At 71.4% G+C, this 24507-nt stretch carries 20 protein-coding genes; 9 read left to right on the forward strand and 11 right to left on the reverse strand.

The window, feature by feature from the left end:
* The first annotated feature begins 94 nt into the window (after window positions 1-94).
* Window positions 95-988 carry a trans-aconitate 2-methyltransferase gene (locus KWI83_RS00605; protein WP_218512229.1) on the forward strand — a complete coding sequence of 298 codons (894 nt, stop codon included), beginning with the start codon at window positions 95-97 and terminating at the stop codon, window positions 986-988.
* 11 nt (window positions 989-999) lie between these two features.
* Here KWI83_RS00605 and KWI83_RS00610 read toward each other — a convergent pair whose 3' ends face one another.
* From KWI83_RS00610 to KWI83_RS00625, 4 genes are all read right to left on the reverse strand, one after another.
* The gene (locus KWI83_RS00610) at window positions 1000-1734 is read right to left on the reverse strand and encodes a hypothetical protein (RefSeq protein ID WP_218512230.1); all 735 of its coding nucleotides are present in this window, start codon (window positions 1732-1734) and stop codon (window positions 1000-1002) included.
* A 111-nt stretch (window positions 1735-1845) separates the two neighbouring features.
* Window positions 1846-2682 carry an aldo/keto reductase gene (locus KWI83_RS00615; RefSeq protein ID WP_308121957.1) on the reverse strand — a complete coding sequence of 279 codons (837 nt, stop codon included), beginning with the start codon at window positions 2680-2682 and terminating at the stop codon, window positions 1846-1848.
* A gap of 98 nt (window positions 2683-2780) precedes the next feature.
* Window positions 2781-4607 carry a long-chain fatty acid--CoA ligase gene (locus tag KWI83_RS00620; protein WP_218512231.1) on the reverse strand — a complete coding sequence of 609 codons (1827 nt, stop codon included), beginning with the start codon at window positions 4605-4607 and terminating at the stop codon, window positions 2781-2783.
* Window positions 4608-4832: 225 nt separating this feature from the next.
* The gene (locus KWI83_RS00625) at window positions 4833-5696 is read right to left on the reverse strand and encodes a LysR substrate-binding domain-containing protein (RefSeq protein ID WP_218512232.1); all 864 of its coding nucleotides are present in this window, start codon (window positions 5694-5696) and stop codon (window positions 4833-4835) included.
* A 187-nt stretch (window positions 5697-5883) separates the two neighbouring features.
* On the opposite strand from KWI83_RS00625, the gene KWI83_RS00630 reads away from it, so the two are divergent.
* Window positions 5884-6897 (forward strand): bile acid:sodium symporter family protein, encoded by a 1014-nt coding sequence (locus KWI83_RS00630; protein WP_218512697.1) that lies wholly within the window; start codon window positions 5884-5886, stop codon window positions 6895-6897.
* Here KWI83_RS00630 and KWI83_RS00635 read toward each other — a convergent pair.
* The 7 genes from KWI83_RS00635 to KWI83_RS00665 all read right to left on the reverse strand — a co-directional run bounded on the left by KWI83_RS00635 (window position 6833) and on the right by KWI83_RS00665 (window position 16696).
* Window positions 6833-8059, reverse strand: a complete 1227-nt coding sequence (locus KWI83_RS00635) for a DUF4185 domain-containing protein (protein ID WP_218512233.1) — start codon at window positions 8057-8059, stop codon at window positions 6833-6835. The genes KWI83_RS00630 and KWI83_RS00635 overlap by 65 nt on opposite strands.
* A gap of 11 nt (window positions 8060-8070) precedes the next feature.
* The gene (locus KWI83_RS00640) at window positions 8071-9948 is read right to left on the reverse strand and encodes a sialidase family protein (protein ID WP_218512234.1); all 1878 of its coding nucleotides are present in this window, start codon (window positions 9946-9948) and stop codon (window positions 8071-8073) included.
* 318 nt (window positions 9949-10266) lie between these two features.
* A complete protein-coding gene (fdhD, locus tag KWI83_RS00645) occupies window positions 10267-11115 on the reverse strand; it encodes a formate dehydrogenase accessory sulfurtransferase FdhD (protein WP_218512235.1) in 849 nt (282 codons plus the stop codon).
* 7 nt (window positions 11116-11122) lie between these two features.
* Window positions 11123-11983 carry a 2Fe-2S iron-sulfur cluster-binding protein gene (locus KWI83_RS00650; protein WP_218512236.1) on the reverse strand — a complete coding sequence of 287 codons (861 nt, stop codon included), beginning with the start codon at window positions 11981-11983 and terminating at the stop codon, window positions 11123-11125.
* On the reverse strand, window positions 11980-13803 hold the full coding sequence (locus KWI83_RS00655; protein ID WP_218512698.1) for an NADH-ubiquinone oxidoreductase-F iron-sulfur binding region domain-containing protein: 1824 nt from the start codon (window positions 13801-13803) through the stop codon (window positions 11980-11982). The genes KWI83_RS00650 and KWI83_RS00655 overlap by 4 nt, the downstream gene beginning before the upstream one ends.
* 5 nt (window positions 13804-13808) lie before the next feature.
* Window positions 13809-15728 carry a molybdopterin oxidoreductase family protein gene (locus tag KWI83_RS00660; RefSeq protein WP_218512237.1) on the reverse strand — a complete coding sequence of 640 codons (1920 nt, stop codon included), beginning with the start codon at window positions 15726-15728 and terminating at the stop codon, window positions 13809-13811.
* A complete protein-coding gene (locus tag KWI83_RS00665) occupies window positions 15725-16696 on the reverse strand; it encodes a 2-dehydropantoate 2-reductase (RefSeq protein ID WP_218512238.1) in 972 nt (323 codons plus the stop codon). Before KWI83_RS00665 ends, KWI83_RS00660 begins: the two co-directional genes overlap by 4 nt.
* A 202-nt stretch (window positions 16697-16898) precedes the next feature.
* On the opposite strand from KWI83_RS00665, the gene KWI83_RS00670 reads away from it, so the two are divergent.
* The 7 genes from KWI83_RS00670 to KWI83_RS00695 all read left to right on the forward strand — a co-directional run bounded on the left by KWI83_RS00670 (window position 16899) and on the right by KWI83_RS00695 (window position 24507).
* Complete coding sequence (locus tag KWI83_RS00670; protein WP_218512239.1) at window positions 16899-18233, forward strand: OFA family MFS transporter; 1335 nt, start codon at window positions 16899-16901, stop codon at window positions 18231-18233.
* Window positions 18202-18336 (forward strand): hypothetical protein, encoded by a 135-nt coding sequence (locus tag KWI83_RS38015; RefSeq protein ID WP_256361597.1) that lies wholly within the window; start codon window positions 18202-18204, stop codon window positions 18334-18336. Before KWI83_RS00670 ends, KWI83_RS38015 begins: the two co-directional genes overlap by 32 nt.
* A gap of 133 nt (window positions 18337-18469) precedes the next feature.
* Entirely contained in the window at window positions 18470-19408 is a 939-nt protein-coding gene (locus tag KWI83_RS00675) for a beta-ketoacyl-ACP synthase III (protein ID WP_218512240.1), read from the forward strand.
* A gap of 156 nt (window positions 19409-19564) precedes the next feature.
* Entirely contained in the window at window positions 19565-20242 is a 678-nt protein-coding gene (locus KWI83_RS00680; protein WP_218512241.1) for a GntR family transcriptional regulator, read from the forward strand.
* Window positions 20243-20704: 462 nt separating this feature from the next.
* Window positions 20705-21886, forward strand: coding sequence for an ROK family transcriptional regulator (locus tag KWI83_RS00685; protein ID WP_218512242.1), 1182 nt, complete (start codon window positions 20705-20707; stop codon window positions 21884-21886).
* 87 nt (window positions 21887-21973) lie between these two features.
* Window positions 21974-23491 carry a sugar ABC transporter ATP-binding protein gene (locus KWI83_RS00690; RefSeq protein ID WP_218512243.1) on the forward strand — a complete coding sequence of 506 codons (1518 nt, stop codon included), beginning with the start codon at window positions 21974-21976 and terminating at the stop codon, window positions 23489-23491.
* Entirely contained in the window at window positions 23488-24507 is a 1020-nt protein-coding gene (locus tag KWI83_RS00695; RefSeq protein WP_218512244.1) for an ABC transporter permease, read from the forward strand. The genes KWI83_RS00690 and KWI83_RS00695 overlap by 4 nt, the downstream gene beginning before the upstream one ends.

Below are 24507 nucleotides of genomic sequence, written 5' to 3' on the forward strand. Positions count from 1 at the left end.
TTTTCGACGGCCTCGGTTTGCCGCTTCGGCAACGTCTCTTGCTCCTCCCCGGTGTCCCGTCGCACGCTGGCCGCACCCGGAGGAGAGGCTGACCATGGCACACGACCACCACCACACCCACCAGCACGAGCACCACCACGACCACACCGGGATCGACTGGACCGAGATGGCCCCGCTGCTGGAGGCGGGCGCCGAGCTGTTCGCGCCCCTGTACGAGCGGGCCCTGGCCTGGCTGGCGAAGCAGCAGACCGACCCCGGCCTGGTCGTCGACGCGGGCAGCGGACCCGGCGTCGTCTCCTGTCTGCTCGCCGAGACCTTCCCGGCCGCCCGGATCGTCGCCGTCGACGGCTCCGAGCCGCTCCTCGCCCGGGCCCGCGACCGCGCCGCCCGCCTCGGCCTCGCCGACCGGTTCAGCACCCTCGCCGGTGACCTGCCCGACGTCCTCGGCGACCTCGACTACCCCGCCGACCTGCTGTGGGCCAGCCGCAGCCTGCACCACCTCGGCGACCAGCGCGCCGCCCTGGCCGCCTTCGCCGAACGACTCGCCCCCGGCGGCACGCTGGCGATCGTGGAGGGCGGCCTGCCCACGCGGTTCCTGCCGCGCGACATCGGCATCGGCCGCCCGGGGCTCCAGGCCCGGCTGAACGCGGTCGAGGAGGAGCGGTTCGCCGAGATGCGCGCGGCGCTGCCCGGCACGGTCGACGAGACGGAGGACTGGCCCGCGCTGCTGACCGCCGCGGGCCTGGCCCACACCCGCACCCGCAGCTTCCTGCTCGACCTGCCCGCTCCGGCCCCCGACCGGGCCCGCGCCTACGTCGCCGCCACCCTCTCCCGCATCCGCGAGGCCCTCGCCGACCGCCTCGACGCGACCGACCGCGCCACCCTCGACCGCCTCCTCGACCCCGAGGACAAGGCGAGCGTCCACCACCGCCCGGACCTCTTCCTGCTGGCGGCGCAGACGGTGCATACGGCGAGCAGGGCCCTCTGAGGTGACGTGCCTCAGCAGCGCCCCGGCCGCGCGGACACCGCGATCCGCGCCCCCTGCACCCGCCACACCCGGCACTCCTCGAAGTACGTGTCCAGCACCCGCCGTTTGACCAGCTCCGGCCCGGTCCGGTCCAGCGGCTGCCCCTCCGGGTCGCCCACGGCGACGATGCGCGGAGTCGTCAGCACGCGGGCCCGGACCACGGAAGCGGTCACCTCCGTGCCGTACAGGGCGTGCGAGTCGGCCGGGGTGCGGTCCAGGGCGATGTCCCGCAGCCCGCGCACGGCCGTCGGGTCCGGCAGCGACCACACCCGCCGTCGCCGCGGCAGATAGAGGACCCCGTCGGCGTCGCGCCCGGCCTCGCGCACCGCCTGTGCGATGGCGGTGAGGTCGTCGGTGCGGCTGATGGGCGTGCGCAGGTGCGCCGAGCAGGGCAGCAGCGCGACGGCGGCGGCTCCGGCCGCGAGCAGCGCGGCGGCCCGGGCCCGGCCCAGACGGTCCAGCGCGGCGCCGATCAGCAGGGCGGTACCCGCATGGCCGTAGAGCACAGAGCGGTCCACGGACAGCGGCTCGACCAGCGACACCAGCATCAGCAGCAGCGCGGGCAGCGCCAGCAGGGCCAGCGCGAGCACCGGCAGCCGTACCGGCCCACCACCTCCCCGCAGCGGCGCGGCGCAGCACACGCCGAGCACCACCACCCCGGCAAAGCTCCCGACGGCACCCGCGCCGGGGCCGCCGACGACGGCCACGGGGTCTGCACACCATGACTGCACCGTGACCAGGGACGCACGCGAAACGCCCCGGGAACTGCTGTGGTTCCCGGGGCGCTTGCGTACGATCTTGAGGTTACGGCCCTGAGGTCAGCCCATCTCGAACGTGGCCGGGTCCGGGCCCAGGCGGCGGTCCTCGTTCAGGGCGCTGATCGCCGCGAGGTCCTCGGTGTCCAGGCTGAAGTCGAAGACGTCGATGTTCTCCTTGATCCGGGACGGCGTCACGGACTTCGGGATCACCACGTTGCCGAGCTGGAGGTGCCAGCGCAGCACGACCTGGGCGGGCGTGCGGTTGTGCTTCTGGGCGATGGCCACGATCGCCGGGACCTCCAGCAGGCCCTTGCCCTGACCGAGCGGGGACCAGGCCTCGGTGGCGATGCCCTGCTCCGCGTGGTACTCCCGGGCGGCGTGCTGCTGCAGGTGCGGGTGCAGCTCGATCTGGTTGACGGCCGGGATGACGGACGTCTCGGCGATCAGGCGCTCAAGGTGCTCCGGCAGGAAGTTGGAGACGCCGATCGCCTTGATCCGGCCGTCGGCGTGGAGCTTCTCGAACGCCTTGTACGTGTCGACGTACTTGCCCTTCGACGGGATCGGCCAGTGGATCAGGTACAGGTCCACGTAGTCCAGGCCGAGCTTGCCGAGGGAGACGTCGAAGGCGCGGAGGGTGGAGTCGTACCCCTGGTCGCTGTTCCAGAGCTTGGTGGTGACGAAGAGCTCCTCGCGGGGGAGGCCGGAGGCGGCGATGGCCTTGCCGGTGCCCTCTTCGTTGCCGTAGATCGCCGCTGTGTCGATGCTGCGGTACCCGGCCTCCAGCGCCGTGGCGACCGCCCGCTCCGCCTCGTCGTCCGGCACCTGCCAGACGCCGAAGCCCAGCTGGGGCATCTCGACGCCGTTGTTGAGGATGATCGGGGGGACCTTGCTGCTCACGAGCTCTTGATCCTTCGGTTGTCGTCAGGTGGTACTCCCATCGTCAACGATCACGGGCCCCGATGCATTCCTGACCGGAAAATGGGCCGGATGCGGCCTCACGTCCGGTACAGCGCCTCGACCTCTTTGGCGTACGCCTTCTCGATCGCCTTCCGCTTCAGCTTCAGCGACGGCGTGAGCAGGCCGTGCTCCTCGGTGAACGGCTGCGCCAGGATGCGGAAGGTGCGGATCGACTCGGCCTGCGACACGAGCGTGTTCGCGGCGACCACCGCCCGCCGCACCTCCGTTTCCAGGTCCGGGTCGCGCACCAGCTCGGCGGGGGCGAGCCGGGGCTTGTTACGCATCTGGAGCCAGTGCTCGACGGCTTCCTGGTCGAGGGTGACCAGGGCGGCGACATAGGGGCGGTCGTTGCCGACGAGGAGGCACTGGGCGATCAGCGGGTGGTCCCGGACGCGTTCCTCCAGGAGGCCCGGTGCCACGCTCTTGCCGCTCGATGTGACGAGGATCTCCTTCTTGCGGCCGGTGATGGTGAGGTAGCCGTCCTCGTCGAGGGAGCCCAGGTCGCCGGTGGCCAGCCAGCCGTCGTGCAGCGTCTCGTCGGTCGCCTTCGGGTTGTTGAGGTAGCCCTGGAAGACGTTCGGGCCACGCAGCCAGATCTCGCCGTCGTCCGCGATGTGCACGGTGACACCGGGGATGGGCTGCCCGACCGTGCCGTAGCGGGTGCGCTCGGGCGGGTTGGCCGTCGCGGCCGCCGTGGACTCCGTCAGGCCGTACCCCTCGTAGATCCGCACGCCCGCGCCCGCGAAGAACAGGCCGAGCCGCCGGTCCATCGCCGAGCCGCCGGACATGGCGTGCCGCACCCGGCCGCCCATCGCCTCGCGCACCTTGGCGTAGACGAGCTTGTCGAACAGCTGGTGCTGCACCCGCAGCGCCGCCGACGGGCCGGCCCCGATGCCCCACGCCTTCTCCTCCACCGCGTCCGCGTACCGCACGGCGATGTCGACGGCCTTCTCGAAGGGGCCCGCTCTGCCCTCCCGCTCGGCCTTGCGGCGGGCCGCGTTGAAGACCTTCTCGAAGATGTACGGCACGGCCAGGAAGAACGTCGGTTTGAACGCGGCCAGGTCGGGCAGGAGGGCGGCCGCGTTGAGCTGCGGCTGGTGGCCGAAGCGGACCTTGCCGCGGATCGCGGCCACCTCCACCATCCGCCCGAACACGTGCGCGAGTGGCAGGAAGAGCAGGGTGGCCGCCTCGTCGCCCTTCTTGGAGTGGAACACCGGCTCCCAGCGCTCGATGACGGTGTCCGCCTCGTACATGAAGTTGCCGTGCGAGAGGACACAGCCCTTGGGGCGGCCGGTGGTGCCGGAGGTGTAGAGGACCGTGGCGACCGAGTCCGGGGTGACGGCCTTGCGGTGCCGGTGCACCACCTCGTCGTCGAGGTGGGCGCCGGCGTCGTACAGCTCCTGGACCGCGCCCGCGTCGAGCTGCCACAGCCGGCTCAGTCTCGGCAGCCGGTCGACGACGGTGGCGACGGTCATCGCGTGGTCCTCGTGCTCCACGATCGCGGCCGTCACCTCCGCGTCGTAGAGCATCCAGTAGCACTGCTCGGCCGAGGAGGTCGGGTAGACCGGCACCACCTGGGCGCCGATCGTCCACAGCGCGAAGTCGAACAGCGTCCACTCGTAGCGGGTGCGGGACATGATGGCGACCCGGTCGCCGAACCGGACGCCCTCGGCGAGCAGGCCCTTGGCGAGGGCGAGCACCTCGTCGCGGAACTCGGCGCAGGTCACGTCCCGCCAGCGCCCGGCGTCGTCCTTGCGGCCGAGCGCGATGTGCAGCGGGTCGTCCTGGGCGTGCTCGAAGACGACGTCGGCCAGACCGCCCACCGGGGGTGCCAACGTCAACGGAGGATTGGTGAACTCGCGCAAACCCGTTCCCCGCTCTCTGTGACGGCTCCCTGTGATGCCCGCACAGGCCGTGAAAGCTACCCCACGGGCAGTCGTGACGGGAGGGGTGCGAAAGCGGAGCGGCGCTCAGGGATGCGCTGGTCAGCGGGGAAAATGCGCGCACATGGGGAAGGGTCGGACAGATTCCTGACGGTGGAGTAAGTTTCGGCGCCGTAATCTCCACCGAATCTGTACGACCCGGTCACCCTAACGCCGGTGCAGCCGGTCGCCCGCCGCCAGGATGGCCGTCGCCAGGGCGTCCGCCGGGCCCTGGGCGGCGGGGCGGCGGCGGCCGTGCACCAGGACGAAGTCGACCTGGCCGAGTTCGGGCAGGCCGAAGCGGTCCGGGACACGGACCAGGCCCGGCGGGATGAAGCCCCGGGAGTGGGCCATCACGCCCAGGCCCGCACGGGCGGCGGCGATCAGGCCGTTGAGGCTGCCGCTGGTGCAGGCGATGCGCCACTCGCGGCCCTGACGCTCCAGTGCCTCCAGGGCGAGGGCGCGGGTGATGCCCGGCGGGGGATAGACGATCAGCGGGACCGGACGGTCGGGGTCGAGGCGGAGGCGTTCCGCGCCGATCCACACCAGGCGGTCGTGCCACACCAGTTCGCCGTGCGGGTCCTCGGGGCGCCGTTTCGCCAGGACCAGGTCCAGATTTCCGGCGGCCAGGTGTTCGTGCAGGGTGCCGGACAGCTCGACCGTGAGCTCCAGGTCGACCTCGGGGTGGTCGTGCCGGAAGCCCTCCAGGATCTCCGGGAGCCGGGTGAGCACGAAGTCCTCCGAGGCGCCGAAGCGGAGCCGGCCGCGCAGCCGGGTGCCGGTGAAGAACGCCGTGGCCTGCTCGTGCACCTCCAGGATCCGGCGCGCGAAACCGAGCATCGCCTCACCGTCCTCCGTCAGCTCCACGGAGTGCGTGTCCCGGCTGAACAGCTGGCGTCCGGTGGCGTCCTCCAGCCGCCGTACGTGCTGGCTGACCGTCGACTGGCGCAGCCCGAGCCGCCGCGCGGCCTGCGTGAAGCTCAGCGTCTGGGCGACCGCCAGAAACGTGCGCAGGTGGGAGGGGTCGTACACGAGGGCCAGGCTATCGCGATCCGTGATGGCAGTCAGAGTGGTATGCCGGATTCACGATCGGCGGGTGAGGGAGCAGGATGGAGCGGGGACTCGTGACCCCGTACAGGCCCTCAGATCCGAGCCTCATGTTCCAGCCTCATGTTCAAGCAAGTGGAGCACCGTGAAACGCCTGCGTTGGCCCTCCTGGATGCCGATCGACCCGTACATCCTGCTGTTGCTCGGGACGGTGGGCCTCGCGGCGCTCCTCCCGGCCCGGGGTACGGCCGCCGACGTGGCCTCCGGCGCCTCCACCGCGGCGATCGCCTTCCTCTTCTTCCTCTACGGCGCCCGGCTGTCCACGCGTGAGGCGCTGGACGGACTCAGGCACTGGCGGCTCCACGTCACCGTCCTGGCCTGCACCTTCGTCGTCTTCCCGCTGCTCGGGCTGGCCGCCCGCGGACTGGTCCCGGTGTTCCTGACCCACTCCCTGTGGACCGGCCTGCTCTTCCTCACCCTGGTCCCCTCGACCATCCAGTCGTCGATCGCGTTCACCTCGATCGCCCGCGGCAACGTGCCCGCCGCGATCTGCGCCGGCTCCTTCTCCTCCCTCGCGGGCATCGTCATCACCCCGCTGCTCGCGGCGTCGCTGCTGGGCGGCGGCGCGGGCGGGTTCAAGGCCGACTCGATCATCAAGATCGTGCTGCAGCTGCTGGTGCCGTTCCTGGCCGGGCAGCTGCTGCGCCGCTGGATCGGCGGTTTCGTCGCCCGCCACAAGAAGGGCCTCGGGTACGTCGACCGCGGCTCGATCCTCCTCGTCGTGTACACCGCATTCAGCGAGGGCATGGTCCACGGCGTCTGGCACCAGGTCAGCCCCGCCCGGCTGGCCGGGCTGCTCGGCGTGGAGGCGGTGCTGCTCGCCGTGATGCTCGCTCTGACCTGGTACGGCGCCAAGGTCCTCGGCTTCAGCCGGGAGGACCGTATCGCCATCCAGTTCGCCGGGTCGAAGAAGTCGCTGGCTTCCGGGCTGCCGATGGCGAGTGTGCTGTTCGGCGCGCAGGCCTCGCTGGCCGTGCTGCCGCTGATGCTCTTCCACCAGATGCAGCTGATGGTGTGCGCGGTGATCGCCAAGCGCCGCTCCCACGACCCGCGCGAGCAACTCACTCCACCGGCCTCAGCCGCAGCGTCACAAACCGCGGTCGGTACAGGGCCACGTTCCCGCTGATCGCCGCCGCCGCGCCCGTCGTCTCCAGCCAGTTGACGTCGTAGCTGAGGACCAGGCGCCGGTCGCCGCCGACGGCGGGGTGCGCCTGCGGGTTGTACGCGGCCACCCCGCCGGACGGCAGGGGCGGGCTGAAGCCGCGCGCCGGTCCGTGCCACGGCCCGGTGGGGGAGCAGGCCCAGTACGACGTCACCGTGCTCAGCCCGGCCGCGCCCGCCGCCATGGTGAACAGCACGTACGTGTCCCCGTCCCGCACCACCGAGAACGCGCTGCCCACCCCGGTGCGCCGCTCGTCGCCGAGCACCGCGGCCGGGCGGGTCCCGGTGACCCAGGCGGAGCCGTTCCAGAACTCCCAGGCGGCCGGATCCGCGAGCCCGCCGTCCGGCACCCGCGCCACATACGCCGACGAGGCCGGGCGGGACACGGCCTGCCCGTCGTCGCCGCCGAAGACGTAGGTCCAGCCGTCCTCGGCCACCAGCGTCGTACCGAACAGCACCCGCCGGGACGGATCCGGCACCGACTGCTGGTCGAACACCTTGGTGATGGACTCGACCCGCAGCTCCGGCAGCGAGAGCGTGGCGACCTCGGTGGCGAGCGGCACCCCGTAGATCCACGGCGACTGGCCGGCCGCGCGCGTCCACAGCAGCACCCGCACGACCTGTTCCGCCGAGCCGGGGGAGCGCGGCTCGACCCGGGCCGCGACGGGCCAGCGCCACTGGCTGGGGGCGGGGTCGGGGAAGAGGGGCGCCGGGAGCGTCGAGCGCAGACGGCCCCCGGCCATCACCACCGCCGAGTTGCGCACCATCGGGGCGGTGGTGTCGCGCCAGGCGTACGACTCGCCGGACGGGTTGGGCGGGGGATGCACGGGGCCGAGGAAGGTGTCGGAGAACAGCCACAGCACCCGGCCGTCCGGCAGCCTCAGCGAGTGGGTGCCGTCGCCGCCGGTCCAGTCGTCGGTGCGCGTGGCGTCGTCGCCGTAGCGGGCGAACTCGCCGGTGAGCGCGTCGGCGGCCGACCAGGAGGCGACGGTGCGGCCCGTGCACGCGCCGCCGCCCTCCCGGTCGCCGTCCGGGAGGGCGGTGAGCAGCACGGCCGCGAGAACCAGGGCCAGCAGCAGTCCGACCCCGGTTCCCGTGCGCTGTCGTGCTCGTCGCTCGTCGGGCACGCTCCGGGACGTTAGCGGGCGGCGGTCACCTGGTCCATGGGGAGCCACAGGACGTTGTTGGACCGGGGGCCGGTGTGGGTGGTGCGGACCTGGTCGATCTCCGCGTCGGACAGGGCCATGTCCCAGACGCGGACCTCGTCGATCGCGCCGGTGAAGAAGGCCCGGCTGTCCACGCGCTGGCCGATGTGCACCCCGAACGGCGAGTTGCGGCTCACCGAGCCGGGCACGTCCTCGGTGCTGACCGCCGTGCCGTCGAGGAACAGGGTCAGCTGTCCGCCGCCGCGGCGCAGCGCGAGGTGGTGCCACCTGCCGTCGTTGTGGGCGCCGGTCGCCTGCACGATGGCCGTGTTGACGGTCCGGACGCCCTCCCGGGCGGTGATCAGGCCGCGCACCCGGTTGCTCGCGGGCTCGGCGCGCAGCCAGACCTGCGGCTGGCTGGTGCCCACCCCGCCCATCCACAGCAGCGGCTGCTCACCGCTCGCGGCGGTGTAGCGGAACCACAGGGAGGCGGTGAAGTCCCCGCTGCCCAGCAGGAGTTCGTCGCGGTACGGCAGGCGTACGGCGTCGTCGCCGCCGTCGAGGGCGAGGGCGTTGTCGAGCACGCCGGTGGTGGTCGAGGCGCCGCCCAGGACGTTCGCCCCGGGGGCGAGCAGGGCGCGGTCGGGTGTGGTCGGGTCGGCGCCGCGGCGGGGCGTGAGCCACTCCTCGTTGAAGCGGGCGAAGCGGATCTCGTCACGGGCGTCGGCCGTGCCGCCCTCGTACATCAGGCCGACGGTGGTGCCGGAGATGTGCACCAGGTCGGAGTAGCCGGACCAGTCGCGGGTGACGACCGTGCCGCGGTCCACGCTGTCCCAGGTCTCCCCGCCGTCGTAGGAGGAGCGGATCATCATGGTCCGGCGGCGGTCGGGGTCGCCCGGGCAGGACAGCAGGATGCGGTCGCCGAGGCGCAGGGTGGAGCCCTGGACCTGGGGGGCGTAGAGGTCGGGGAGGGCCGCGAAGGGCGCCGCGAAGCTCTGGCCGCCGTCGCGGCTGACGGCCTGGGAGCGGTGGCCGATGTCGGTGCCCTCCTGCTCGCGGCCACTGACCAGGATCGTGCCGTCGGAGCGCTCGGTCATGGAGATCTCGGACGGCTTCTGGCGGAAGGTGCCGTCGGCCGCGAGGGGCCAGGCGTCGGTGGCGCCGACCCGCCAGGTGGTGCCGCCGTCGTCGCTGAGGATGAGGGCGGCGTGGTTCGCGGTGACCCGGTTGCCGTCCCAGGTCTCGGCGTTGACGCCGAAGACCAGCCGTCCGGCGTGGGCGCCCTGGGTGAGCTGGATGCCGTGCACCGGGCCGGTGGCGTACCAGGAGTTCCAGTGCGAAGGCAGGATCTGCGGGCTGAGGTCGCGCGGGGCGGACCAGGTGACGCCGTCGTCGTCGCTGTACTGCAGATGGGGGGTGCGGTCGCAGGGGACGTCACAGTGCTCGCTGTCGGCACGGCCCGTGTTGTACGTCTGCGCCAGCAGGATCCGGCCGGTGTCGCGGTCGACGACCGGGGTCGGGTTGCCGTGGGTGTCACCGCCGCCGTCGTTGACCACCTGCAACGGGCCCCAGGTGCGGCCGCCGTCGGTGGAGCGCTTCAGCACGATGTCGATGTCGGTCGCGTCGCCGCAGTTGAGGACCCGCCCCTCGGCGAACGCGAGCAGGGTGCCGTTCGTGCTCTGCACGACCGCCGGGATCCGGAAGCAGGCGTAGCCCGGGTCCTGCGAGGCCTTGAAGAGGACCTGCTCCTCGAACAGGGGTGCGGCCAAGGCGGGTTGGGCGCGGGCGGGGGCCGGTAGGACGGCGGCGGCCGTCAGGACGACGCCCGCGGTGAGGGTGTTTCTCAGACGTGCGCGGAGTCTTGACGGCATATATGATCCCCATTTTGTCAGAACATCTGGACATCCCACGTCCAACGTATGCGCCACAGACGGTAGTTGGCGGCAGCGACACACCGCAAGAAGCGTGCGGGGACAACAGGGGTGGTGGTGCTCCAGCGGCCTGACGTGTTGTCACGGGATCGTTTGAAGGATCCAATGACAAATCAGGTGATGATAAATCAGGTCATAGGGAAAGTTGCGCAGCGGCCCGCGGGCGATGTGAGAGGGCGGCCCGCTGAGGCGGGGCCCCCGCGGCGCAGGGGGCGCTCCCCGCCGGTCGGGGCCCCGCCGCCGTGCCGCGGGGAACCGTCAGCCCTGGGCGGCCGCGGCCCGCAGGGCGATCCGGTCCTCGCCCGCGTACACGTTCATGGAGCTGCCCCGCAGGAAGCCCACCAGGGTCAGCCCGGTCTCCTGGGCCAGGTCCACCGCCAGCGACGAGGGCGCCGAGACCGCCGCCAGCACCGGGATGCCCGCCATCACGGCCTTCTGTGCGAGCTCGAAGGACGCCCGGCCCGAGACGAGGAGGATCGTCCGGGACAGCGGCAGGCCGCCGTTCTGCAGGGCGCGGCCGACCAGCTTGTCGACCGCGTTGTGCCGGCCCACGTCCTCCCGTACGTCCAGCAGCTCGCCGTCCTCGGCGAACAGCGCCGCCGCGTGCAGCCCCCCGGTCCGGTCGAAGACCCGCTGGGCCGCGCGCAGCCGGTCGGGGAGGCTCGCGAGCAGCTCGGGCTTCACCCGGACCGGGGGAGTGTCGGCGATGGGCCAGCGGGCCGTCGTGCGCACCGCGTCCAGGCTCGCCTTGCCGCACAGTCCGCAGGACGAGGTGGTGTAGACGTTGCGTTCGAGGGTGATGTCCGGGATCACCACCCCGGGGGCCGTCTGCACGTCCACCACGTTGTACGTGTTCGAGCCGTCCACGGTGGCGCCCGCGCAGTACACGATGTTCCGCAGGTCGCCCCGCTCGCCCAGCACCCCCTCGCTCACCAGGAACCCGGCCGCGAGCGCGAAGTCGTCGCCGGGGGTGCGCATGGTGATCGCGAGCGGTTTGCCGTTCAGGCGGATCTCCAGGGGTTCCTCGGCGACGAGCGTGTCCGGGCGGGTGGAGACCGCGCCGTCCCGGACGCGGATCACCTTGCGTCGTTCCGTGACTCGTCCCATGTCCTGATCAGCCCCGGTTCTGTACGTGCTGGTAGCCGAAACGGCCCTTGATGCAGAGGTTGCCGTGGGTCACCGGGTTGTCGTGCGGCGAGGTGACCTTGACGATCTCATTGTCCTGCACATGGAGCGTGACGTTGCAGCCCACTCCGCAGTAGGCGCACACCGTCGTCGTCTCCGTCTGCTGCGACTCGTCCCACGTACCCGCCGCCCGCATGTCGAACTCCGACTTGAACGACAGTGCCCCCGTCGGACAGACCTCGATGCAGTTGCCGCAGTACACACACGCCGAGTCGGTGAGCGGGGCGTCGTGCTCGACCGCGATCCGGGCGTCGAAGCCCCGGCCCGCGACGGAGATCGCGAAGGTGTTCTGCCACTGGTCGCCACAGGCGTCGACGCACTGGTAACAGAGGATGCACTTGGCGTAGTCGCGGACGTAGAGGTCGTTGTCGATCTTCGGTTCCTCGTTGATGCGGGCGGCCTCGGGGCCGAAGCGGTCCGGTTTCGCCTCGTACTCCTTAATCCACCCGGCGACCTGGGGCGTGGTCGACAAGTCGACCGAGGAGGCGAGGAGTTCGAGGACGACCTTGCGGCTGTGCCGGGCGCGTTCCGTGTCCGTGCGGACGGTCATGCCCGGTTCCGCCGTGCGGGAGCAGGCCGGGACCAGGGTGCGCGAGCCCTCGACCTCCACCACGCAGACCCGGCAGGCGTTCTTCGGGGTGAGGGTGTCGCCGTGACACAGGGTCGGGATGTCCTTTCCGGCGGCCCGGCAGGCGTCGAGGACGGTCGAGCCCTCCGGGACCCTGGCCTCCTGCCCGTCGATGGTGAACTCGACCAGCCGGCGCGGCACGCCCAGCGGTATCGCGGTCATTCGTACGCCCCCAGACGGTCGATGGCGGATTCCACGGCATTCCACGCGGTCTGCCCCAGACCGCAGATCGAGGCGTCCCGCATCGCGCGGCCGACCTCCCTCAGCAGGGCGATGTCGTCGGCGGCAGCGGCACCCGTGCGCTCCACGATCCGGTGCAGCGCCTCCTCCTGCCGCACGGTCCCGACCCGGCACGGCACGCACTGCCCGCACGACTCGTCACGGAAGAACTCGGCGATCCGCAGCAGCAGCCGGGGCAGCGCAACGGTGTCGTCGAAGGCCATCACGACGCCCGAGCCGAGCGTCGTACCGGCCTCGCGGGTGCCCTCGAAGGTGAGCGGGATGTCCACCTCGTCCGGCCGTACGAAACCGCCCGCCGCGCCGCCGAGCAGCACCGCCCGCAGACCCCTGCGCACCCCCGCCAGCTCCAGCAGCTCCCCCAGCGTCGCGCCGAACGGCAGCTCGTAGATGCCGGGACGCGCCACGCTCCCCGACACGCAGAACAGCTTCGGACCGGTCGATGCCGCCGTGCCGATCGCCGCGTACGCCGGGGCGCCCATCGTCAGGATCGGCAGCACGTTGACCAGCGTCTCGACGTTGTTCTCCACGGTGGGCTTGCCGAACAGGCCCTTCTCCACGGGGAAGGGCGGTTTCGAACGCGGCTCGCCCCGGTAGCCCTCGATCGAGTTGAACAGGGCCGTCTCCTCGCCGCAGATGTACGCGCCCGCACCCCGCCGGACCTCGATGTCGAAGGCGTAGCCCTGCCCCAGGACGTCGTCGCCGAGCAGGCCACGCGCGCGTGCCTGGCCGATGGCGTGCTCCAGACGGCGCTGGGCGCGCGGGTACTCGCCGCGCAGGTAGAGATAGCCCAGGTGCGCGCCGGTCGCGTATGCCGCGATGGTCATGGCCTCGATCAGCGCGTACGGGTCGCCCTCCATGAGCACCCGGTCCTTGAAGGTGCCCGGCTCGGACTCGTCGGCGTTGCAGACGACGTAGTGCGGGTGGTCGGGCTGGGACGCCGTGGCCTGCCACTTGCGGCCGGTGGGGAACGCCGCGCCGCCGCGCCCGACCAGGCCGGAGTCGGTGACCTCGCGGATGACTCCGGCGGGGCCGAGCTCGAAGGCCCGGCGGAGGGCGGTGTAACCGCCGTGGGCGCGGTAGTCGTCGAGGCTGGAGGGGTCCACCACGCCGACGCGACGCAGGAGGATCAGGTCGTCGCCGCCCGCCTGGGGGACCGCCAGCACGGCCGGGGGCTCCTCGGGCGCGGAGTCCGGTGCGGTCGCGGCGAGCAGGGCCGCTTCGACGGTCGCCGGTGCCGAGACCGCCGTACGGACCGGATCCCCCGCCTTGACGGCGAGCGCGGCAGGGGCGCGTTCGCACAGGCCGAGGCAGGGGCTGCGCTCGATGTGGGCAGCGGGGCCGCGTGCCTCGATGCCCGCGCACAGTTCCGCCGCCCCCGCCGCCTGGCACGCCAGGTCCGTGCAGACATGGAGCACGGTCGCCGGGCGCGGCCTCACCGAGAACATCGCGTAGAACGTGGCCACCCCGTACGCCTCCGCCGGTGGCACGGTCAGCCGCCGGCACAGGTAGTCCAGGGCGCCCTCGCTGATCCAGCCGACCCGGTCGTTGATCGCGTGCAGCCCCGGCAACAGCAGGTCACGGCGGTCCCGGGCCTGACGCCCGCCGCGCGCCCACCTCAGATCGGCGGCCCTCATTTCATCGCGGGCGGCACCCTCCCACGAGGATTCCGGGGGGCCGAGCAGCGCGTCGACGGCCGCCCGCTCGTCGTCCGTCGGTTTGCTGTCGCCGAAGTGCAGGTCCACTTGCGTCACCTCACGATGGTCGCGACGGGAAGCTTCTCGATCCGGATCGCCGACGCCTTGAACTCCGCCGTTCCGGCGATCGGGCAGTTCGCCTCGATCGTCAGCTGGTTGGTGTCCACCTCGTCGGGAAAGTGCATGGTCATGAAGGCGAGCCCGGGCCGCAGCGCCGGGTCGATCCACACGGGTGCGACCACGGACCCGCGCCGGGAGGTCACCTGCACCTCCTCGCCCACCACGACCCCGTACCGCTCGGCGTCCTCCGGGCACAGCTCGACGTACTCGCCGCGCCTGAGCGGGGAGGCGAAACTGCCGCTCTGCACACCGGTGTTGTAGGAGTCGAGCCGACGGCCGGTGGTGAGCCGGATCGGGTACTGCTCGTCGGTGAGGTCCACCGGCGGATCGTGCTGCACCAGCCCGAAGGGCGCGAGCCTGCCCCGCCGGGCCGGGTCCGTCTCCCACAACCGGCCGTGCAGATAGGTCGGTTCGAGCCGCTCGGTGCTCGGGCACGGCCACTGGATGCCCTGGTGCTCCTCCAGACGGTCGTACGTCATCCCGTAGTGGTCCGGCGAGACCGAGCGCAGCTCGTTCCAGACGGCCTCGGCGTCGGCGTACTTCCAGTCGTGACCGAGGCGTGCCGCGAGATCGCAGATGATGTCGATGTCCTCGCGGGCCTCGCCGGGCGGGGCCACGGCCTTGCGCACCCGCTGGACCCGCCGCTCGCTGTTGGTCGTCGTGCCGTCGGTCTCGGCCCATCCGGCGGTCGCGGGCAGCACGACGTCCGCCAGCTCGGCGGTCTTCGTCAGGAAGATGTCCTGCACGACGAGGAAGTCGAGGGCCTTCAGCCGTCGTACCGCCTGTTCGCTGTCCGCCTCCGACTGGGCCGGGTTCTCGCCGACGCAGTAGACGGCCCTGAGGGTGCCCTCCTCCATCGCCTCGAACATCTCCGTCAGGTTCAGCCCGTAGTGCGGCAGGATGACGGTGTCCCAGGCCGACTCGAACTTCAGCCGGACGTCCGCGTCGAGGATGTCCTGGAAACCGGGGAGGCGGTTGGGGATCGCGCCCATGTCGCCGCCGCCCTGCACGTTGTTCTGGCCGCGCAGGGGTTGCAGGCCCGAGCCGTAGCGGCCGACGTGGCCGGTCAGCAGGGCCAGGTTGATGAGCGCGCGGACGTTGTCCGTGCCGTTGTGGTGCTCGGTGATGCCGAGGGTCCAGCACAGCTGGGCGCGCTCGGCGCGGGCGTAGGCGTGGGCCAGGTCCTTGATGGCGGCGGCCGGTACGCCCGTCACCTTCTCGGCGAGCGACAGCGTCCACGGCTCGACGAGCGCCCGGTACTCCTCGAAGCCGGTCGTCGCCCGCTCGATGAACACCTCGTTGGCGAGCCCCGCGCGGATGATCTCGCGGCCGATCGCGTGCGCCATCGGGATGTCGGTGCCGACGTCGAGGCCGAGCCAGCTCTCCGCCCACTCGGCGGTGGAGGTGCGGCGCGGGTCGACGGCGTACATCCGGGCGCCGTTCCTGATCCCCTTCAGCACGTGCTGGAAGAAGATCGGGTGGGCGAAGCGGGCGTTGGAGCCCCACATCACGATGACGTCGGTGTGCTCGATCTCCTCGTACGAGGACGTGCCGCCGCCGGAGCCGAAGGCGGCGGACAGGCCCGCGACGCTCGGGGCGTGGCAGGTGCGGTTGCAGGAGTCGACGTTGTTGGTGCCCATGACCACGCGGGAGAACTTCTGGGCGACGTAGTTCATCTCGTTGGTCGCGCGGGCGCAGGAGAACATGCCGAACGCACCCCGGTTGCGCTCCAGGCCGCGGGCGGCCCGGTCCAGGGCCTCGTCCCAGCTCGCCGGGCGGAACGGCTCGTCGCGGGAGTCCCTGACGAGGGGACGCGTCAGCCTGGTGTAGGTCTTCGGTTCACGTTTCCTCATGCGGCGCTCCTCAGCGCGAGCAGGTCCGAGATGGCGTGCACGGTGCGCAGGGTGGGCACGTCGACGCCGGTGATCTCCGCCAGCTCGACGACGGCGGCGAGCAGGACGTCGAGTTCGAGCGGTTTGCCGCGCTCCAGGTCCTGGAGCGTGGAGGTGCGGTGGTCGCCGACCTTCTCGGCGCCCGCGAGGCGGCGTTCGATGGAGACGCCCACCTCGCAGCCGAGGGCCTCGGCGACGGCGAGCGTCTCGGTCATCATGATCTCGATGACCCTGCGGGTGCCGCCGTGCAGGCACATCTGCCGCATGGTCGCGCGGGACAGCGCACTGATCGGGTTGAAGGAGATGTTGCCGAGCAGCTTCAGCCAGATGTCGTTGCGCAGCTGCGGTTCCACCGGGCACTTCAGGCCGCCGCCCCGCATGGCCTCGCTGAACGCGAGACACCGCTCGGACACGCTGCGGTCGGGCTCGCCGATGGAGAACCGGGTGCCTTCCAAGTGCCGTACGACACCGGGTGCTTCGAGTTCGGTGGCCGCGTAGACGACGCAGCCGATGGCCCGGTCGGGCGCGAGCACCGCACTGACCGTGCCGCCCGGGTCCACGCTCTCGACGCGGTGACCGTCGTAGGGGCCGCCGTGGCGGTGGAAGTACCACCAGGGGATGCCGTTCTGCGCGGCGATCACCGCCGTGGTGCCGTGCAGCAGCGGCTCGATCAGCGGCCCGCACGCCGCGTACGAGGTGGCCTTCAGGCCCAGGAAGACATAGTCGACCGGGCCGACTTCGGCCGGGTCGTCGGTGGCGTCGGGGTGCGCGGTGAAGTCGCCGCGCGGGCTGAGCACCTGTACTCCGTGCCGCCTCATGGCCGCGAGATGCGGTCCACGGGCGATGAGGTGCACATCGGCGCCCGCGCGGTGGAGCGCGGCACCGACGAAGGCGCCGATCGCTCCGGCGCCGAGGACTGCGACTTTCACGGAAACACTCCGTTCGGTTTGAGGGATACCGCGGAGGTGACGGCCGTACGGCCTGTGTCGACGAAATATTGTCTACAGTATGGAGGTTGGGCCGACAAGGGTCCGTACCATGACCGTTCGGCGCAGGTTGGATACCGCTCATCGCATACGGTCGACCCGCCGTCTTCTCAACTCCCTTGATCCTTCCTACCGTCCGGGTCCCATGAGTCCCCCCGTCGCACCCCCGGGATGGAGCCGCTGGCTGGTGCCGCCCGCCGCGCTCTCCGTCCATCTCTCCATCGGGCAGGCCTACGCCTGGAGCGTGTTCAAGCCACCCCTCGAATCCGCGCTCGGCCTCAGCGGCACCCAGAGCGCGCTGCCCTTCCAGCTCGGCATCGTCATGCTCGGCCTGTCGGCCGCGTTCGGCGGCACGCTCGTGGAGCGCAACGGGCCGCGCTGGGCGATGACCGTGGCGCTGGTGTGCTTCTCGTCGGGCTTTGTGCTGTCCGCGCTCGGCGCGGCGACGGAACAGTACTGGCTGATCGTCCTCGGCTACGGCTTCGTCGGCGGGATCGGCCTCGGCATCGGCTACATCTCACCGGTCTCCACGCTGATCAAGTGGTTCCCGGACCGGCCCGGCATGGCCACCGGCATCGCCATCATGGGCTTCGGCGGAGGCGCGCTGATCGCCTCACCGTGGTCGGCGCAGATGCTGGAGTCGTTCGGCTCCGACAGCTCCGGGATCGCGCTCGCCTTCCTGGTGCACGGGCTGTCGTACGCCGTGTTCATGCTGCTCGGCGTGGTGCTGGTGCGGGTGCCGCGATCCGAGAAGCCGGTGGCGTCCGGGCCGAGCGTGGTCGAGGGCGTACAGGTGTCGGCGAACAGCGCCGTGCGCACACCGCAGTTCTGGTGTCTGTGGGTCGTGCTCTGCATGAACGTGACCGCCGGCATCGGCATCCTGGAGAAGGCCGCGCCGATGATCACGGACTTCTTCGCGGACACCTCGACACCGGTCTCGGCGACGGCGGCCGCCGGGTTCGTCGCGCTGCTCTCGGCGGCGAACATGGCGGGCCGCATCGCCTGGTCGTCGACGTCCGACCTGATCGGGCGCAAGAACATCTACCGCGTCTATCTGGGCGTGGGCGCGCTGATGTACCTGCTCATCGCGCTGTTCGGCGACTCGTCCAAGCCGCTGTTCATCCTGAGCGCGCTGGTCATCCTCTCCTTCTACGGCGGCGGCTTCGCGACGATTCCGGCATATCTGAAGGACCTCTTCGGCACCCACCAGGTCGGTGCGATCCACGGGCGGCTGCTCACCGCCTGGGCCACGGCAGGCGTGCTCGGGCCGCTGATCGTCAACTGGGTCGCCGACCGGCAGGAGGAGGCCGGCAAGCACGGCGCGTCCCTGTACGGGCTGTCGTTCACCATCATGATCGGGCTGCTGGTCGTCGGCTTCGTCGCCAACGAACTCGTCCGCCCCGTCCACCCCCGTCACCACATCCCCGCACCCCGTCAGGAGGCCGTCGATGTCGAACGACAACAGCCAGAGTCCGCCTGACCGGCGGCCACTGATCGCGTTCGCCTGGCTGTGGGTGGGCGCGCCGCTCGCGTACGGCCTGTACGAACTCGTACGGAAGGCGACACAGCTGTTCACCGGATGAGGGGCCGTTCACCGAAGCTGCGGGAAACCGACAACCCCGGGTTCCCATTCCTGTGCCTTTGCCTGCACTGTTACTCGTGAGTCGCTGACCAGACTGGTGGATCCCGCATCCGGCAGCAACGAGGGGACCGCCCATGAACGGCTCGCGCATCGCCGCCGTCGGCCACTACCAGCCCGCCAAGGTGCTCACCAACGCGGACCTGGCGGGCATGGTCGACACCAGCGACGAATGGATCAGAACCCGGGTCGGCATCCACACCCGGCACATCGCCGGGCCCGACGAACCGGTCGACGAACTGGCCGCGCACGCCGCCGCCAAGGCGCTGGCGACGGCCGGGCTGGCGCCGGGGGACATCGACCTGGTCCTCGTCGCCACCTCGACGGCGGTCGACCGCTCCCCGAACATGGCCGCCCGGGTCGCGGCACGGCTCGGCGTCCCGCGGCCCGCCGCGATGGACGTCAACGTGGTCTGCGCCGGTTTCACCCACGCCCTCGCCACCGCCGACCACACCGTACGGGCGGGGGCGGCGAGCCGGGCGCTGGTCATCGGCGCCGACAAGATGTCCGACGTCACCGACTGGACCGACCGCACGACGTGCGTGCTCGTCGGCGACGGGGCGGGGGCCGCCGTCGTGGAGGCCTCGGACGAACCGGCAGTGGGGCCGGTGCTCTGGGGGTCGGTGCCGGACATGGGGCACGCGGTGCGGATCGAGGGTGTGCCCGCGCGGTTCGCCCAGGAGGGGCAGAGCGTCTACCGGTGGGCGACCACCCAACTGCCGCCGCTCGCCCGGCAGGCCTGCGAGCGCGCCGGGTACGCGCCCAAGGACCTCGCCGCGGTGGTGCTGCACCAGGCCAACCTGCGGATCATCGAGCCGCTCGCCGAGAAGCTGGGCGCGGTCAACGCGGTCATCGCACGCGATGTCGCCGAGTCCGGGAACACCTCGGCGGCCAGCATTCCGCTCGCGTTCTCCAAGCTGGTGGAGCAGGGGGTGATTTCGACGGGGGATCCGGTGCTGCTGTTCGGGTTCGGCGGGAACCTGTCGTACGCGGGGCAGGTCGTCCGCTGTCCGTGAGGGTGTGACGAGGCCAACTCCCTGATCCGGTAGCCATTGTGCACCGTAGACTGTAGACAAAAGGCAATTGATACTGTCTTTTCCAGGGCTTTACGGCTCCGAGGTTGCTCTGGCGTTGAAGTCTGCTGTGCCCGGCCCTGCCCAGGAGGGGGACCGATGTTGTCGACAGGACTGCCGCAAGGTGCGGTGCCCAAGCTCGAACGTCCCGGCCCGCTGCGCGACCGCGTCTACGAGGCGCTGCTCGAACTCATCACCACCCGCGCCCTCCAGCCCGGCCAGCACCTGGTCGAGAGCGAACTCGCCGGGCACCTCGGCGTCTCCCGGCAGCCGGTGCGCGAGGCGTTGCAGCGGCTGAACACCGAGGGGTGGGTCGATCTGCGGCCCGCGCAGGGCGCGTTCGTGCACGAGCCGACCGAGGAGGAGGCCGACCAGCTGCTGACGGTGCGTACGCTGCTGGAGGCCGAGGCCGCCCGGCTCGCCGCCGCGAACGCGGGCAGCGCCGGAGTCGCGGTCCTGGAGGAGCTGTGCGTGGAGGGCGAGCGCGCGGTCGCCGCCGACGACGTGGACGGCGCGGTGGCGCTCAACGCCCGCTTCCACGCCAAGGTCATGGAACTGGCGGGCAACGCCGTCCTCGCCGAACTCGCCGCGCAGGTGGACCGCCGGGTCCGCTGGTACTACACGCCGGTCGCCCGGCAGCGCGGCAAGCAGTCCTGGATCGAACACCGGGAGCTGATCGCCGCGATCACTGCGCGTGACGAGCGGCGGGCCACGGAGATCATGCGCGCCCACACGGAGCACACACGCAAGTCGTACCACGAGCGGCCGCGCCCTTAGGGGCTGTGAGGGGTATGCGCAGGGCGCGTGATCGCACGATCTCCGTCGGGGGCTGTGGGGGCGTGCTGCGGGGTCGGGCCGGGGGCGTGCGGGCGTTGTGTTCAGCGCGTCGCCTCCTCCAGGCTCAGCCCCAGCTCCCCGGCGAAGGGGACCGCGGCCAGCTGGGCGTCCGGGCTGGTCAGGACGGTGTGGTCAGCCATGGGGGAGCACCTCCGGGGTGGGAGTGCGAACGGGTCACCACCCTCCGCCACATGCCGTCCGCGAGTCGATCACCCGCGAGGTAACGCCCCCGGCCACCGAACGTAAGGACGGCCTCGGCGCCCACCCTTTGTCCTGCGAGTGGAAAAAGTGCACGGCAATTCCCGCGCAGCTTCTTCCCACTCCCGGCAGCCGCTGCTACGTTCCCCCTCGAAAGCCGGACAGCGATGGCCGATTCGAGGCGGGGAGGGGCTCGTGAGACGAATGACCGCACGACCCGCGAACGCCCACCAGGCAAGGCTGCTGAAGCTCCTTCGCGACGGCGGGCCCAACTCCCGGGCCCAGCTGGGCGATCAGGTCGACCTCTCACGGTCCAAGCTGGCAGTGGAGGTGGACCGGCTGCTGGAGACGGGCCTGATCGTCGCCGACGGACTCGCCGCCTCCCGCGGCGGCCGCCGCTCGCACAACATCCGGCTCGCACCCAACCTCCGCTTCCTCGGCGTCGACATCGGCGCGACCTCCATCGACGTCGCGGTCACCAACGCGGAGCTGGAGATCCTGGGCCACATCACCCAGCCGATGGAGGTGCGCGAGGGACCCGTCGCGGTCTTCGAGCAAGTGCTGTCCATGGCCGCCAAGTTGCGGGCCTCCGGGCTCGCGGAGGGGTTCGACGGCGCCGGCATCGGCGTCCCGGGCCCGGTCCGCTTTCCCGAGGGCGTCCCCGTGGCGCCGCCGATCATGCCGGGCTGGGACGGCTTCCCCGTGCGGGAGGCGCTCAGCCAGGAACTCGGCTGCCCGGTCATGGTCGACAACGACGTGAACCTGATGGCGATGGGGGAGATGCACGCGGGCGTCGCACGCCCCGTGGGCGACTTCCTCTGCGTCAAGATCGGCACCGGCATCGGCTGCGGCATCGTCGTCGGCGGCGCGGTCCACCGCGGTACGACGGGCTCCGCAGGCGACATCGGGCACATCCAGGCCGTGCCCGACGGACGTCCGTGCGCCTGCGGCAACCGGGGCTGCCTGGAAGCCCACTTCAGCGGCGCCGCCCTCGCCCGCGACGCGCTGGAGGCCGCCCAGCAAGGGCAGTCGGCCGAACTCGCGGCACGCCTGGAGACGAACGGCACCCTCACCGCCGTGGACGTCGCCGCCGCGGCCGCCGCGGGCGACGCCACCGCCCTCGAACTGATCCGCGAGGGCGGCAACCGCACCGGCCAGGTCATCGCCGGCCTGGTCAGCTTCTTCAATCCCGGCCTGGTGGTGATCGGCGGCGGGGTGACCGGCCTCGGCCACACCCTGCTCGCCGCGATCCGCACCCAGGTCTACCGCCAGTCGCTGCCGCTGGCGACCGGCAACCTGCCCATCGTCCTGGGCGAGCTGGGCCCCACCGCCGGAGTCATCGGCGCGGCCCGGCTGATCAGCGATCACCTGTTCTCACCCGCGTAAGCACCGCGTACGCCGACACCACCAGCACAGCTCCCTGCTTCGCCCTGCCCTGAAACCGGCCCCGCACGCCAGCCAGGGGGAACCCACATGGCACCAGAACCACCGCTGCTCAGCATGTCCGGCATCACCAAGTCGTTCCCCGGCGTCCGCGCCCTGGACGGCGTCGACCTCGACGTCCAGGCCGGTGAAGTGCACTGCCTGCTCGGCCAGAACGGCGCCGGGAAGTCCACCCTGATCAAGGTTTTGGCCGGAGCGCACCAGCCCGACACCGGCACGATCCGCTGGCGCGGCGAACCGGTCACCCTGCGCTCGCCGATCGCCGCGATGCGCCTCGGCATCGCCACCATCTACCAGGAACTCGACCTGGTGGAGCACCTGTCGGTCGCCGAGAACGTCCACCTGGGCCATGAACCCACGGCCGCGGGGTTCGTCGTACGACGTAAGACGGCGAAGGAGTCGACAGCCCGTCTGCTGAAGCGGCTCGGGCATCCGGAGATCGACCCCGGTCGGCTCGTCGGCGAGCTGTCGGCCGCCCAGCAGCAGATCGTCTCCATGGCCCGCGCGCTCTCCCACGACGTACGGCTGATCGTGATGGACGAGCCGTCCGCCGCCCTCGACCCCGACGAGGTCGACAACCTCTTCCGGATCGTCGGCGACCTCACCGCCGACGGCGTCGCCGTCGTCTACATCTCGCACCGCCTGGAGGAGATCCGCCGGATCGGCGACCGGGTGACCGTACTGAAGGACGGCCGGGCGGTGGCGGGCGGACTGCCCGCGAAGTCGACGCCGACGCGTGACGTCGTGGCGCTGATGACCGGCCGGAACGTCGAGTACGTGTTCCCCGAGCGCCCTGCTTCGCCGGGGCGCGGTGAGCCGCTGCTGGAAGTGCGGGGACTGGCCCGGGACGGCGAGTTCGAGCCGTTCGACCTGACGGTCCGCCCCGGTGAGATCGTCGGCCTCGCGGGACTCGTCGGCTCCGGGCGCTCCGAGATCCTGGAGACCGTCTACGGCGCCCGCAAGCCCACCGCCGGTCACGTCCTCGTCGACGGGCGCCCCTTGAAGCCCGGCAGCGTCCGTGCCGCCGTCCGCGCCGGACTCGGGCTCGCCCCCGAGGAACGCAAGGCGCAGGCCCTGCTGATGCTGGAGTCGGTCACCCGCAACGTCTCGATCTCCTCCCTGCCCCGTTTCTCGAAGGCGGGTTGGATCGACCGGGCCACCGAACTGGGCGCCGCGCGCTCCGCGACCCGCGAGCTGTCGCTGCGGCCCGACAACCCCACGGTGCCGGTCCGCACCCTCTCCGGCGGCAACCAGCAAAAGGCCGTCCTCGCCCGCTGGCTGCTGCGCGGCTGCCGCGTCCTGCTGCTCGACGAACCGACCCGCGGCGTCGACGTCGGCGCCCGCGCCGAGCTGTACGCGGTCGTCCGGCGCCTCGCCGACGAAGGCCTCGCGGTGCTGCTGGTCTCCAGCGAGGTGCCCGAGGTGCTCGGCCTCGCCGACCGCGTGCTGGTACTGCGCGAGGGCCGGGTCGTGCACACCGCGCCCGCCCAAGAGCTGGACGAACACCGCGTACTCGACCTCGTGATGGAAGGAAGCCCGGCGTCATGACGCAGCCCGTCTCCCCGCCGCGGGGCAGCACCGACAAGGTGCCGTCGGCCGTTCAACCCCCCGCCTGGCGCGGCCTGATGGCCCGCGCCGACGTCCGCACCCTGTCCCTGCTCGGCGTGCTCGCCGCCCTCGTCGTCATCGGCGGCATCACCAAACCGGACGAGTTCCTCGACACCCGCAACCTCCAACTCGTCCTCACCCAGGCCTCCGTGATCGGCGTCGTCACCGTCGGCATGACGTTCGTCATCACCTCCGGCGGCATCGACCTCTCCGTCGGCGCGATCGTCGCCCTCGCCTCCGTCTGGGCGACCACCGTCGCCACCCAGGAGTTCGGCTTCGGCGGCATCCTCTTCACCTCGGTGCTCGTCGGCCTGGGCTGCGGCCTGGTCAACGGACTGCTCATCGCCTACGGCGGGATGGTTCCCTTCATCGCCACCCTCGCCATGCTGGCCTCGGCGCGCGGACTGGCGTTGCAGATCACGGACGGCAGGACACAGATCGTCACGGTGTCCTCGGTCCTCGACCTGGGCGAGCGCGACGCGTACGTGCTCGGCGTCCCGCCGCTCGTCCTCGTCTTCGCGGTCGTGACGATCATCGGCTGGCTGCTGCTGAACCGCACCACCTTCGGCCGCCGCACGGTCGCCGTCGGCGGCAACGCGGAGGCGGCCCGGCTGGCGGGCATCGACGTACGCCGTCAGCGGCTGTATCTGTACCTGCTCTCCGGCCTGTGCTGCGGTATCGCCGCGTTCCTGCTGATCATCCTGTCCGGCTCCGGTCAGAACACCAACGGCAACCTGTACGAACTCGACGCCATCGCGGCCGCGATCATCGGCGGCACGCTGCTCAGCGGGGGCCGCGGCACGATCGTCGGCTCCGTGCTCGGCGTTCTGATCTTCACCACGATCACCAACATCTTCGCCCTGAACAACCTGCAGAGCGACGTCCAGCAGATCGCCAAGGGCGCGATCATCGTCGCCGCCGTGCTGGTCCAGCGCCGTACCGCGAGCACGACCTGA

It is taken from the genome of Streptomyces sp. TRM70350, from assembly GCF_019219825.1.
Classification (GTDB): Bacteria; Actinomycetota; Actinomycetes; order Streptomycetales; family Streptomycetaceae; genus Streptomyces.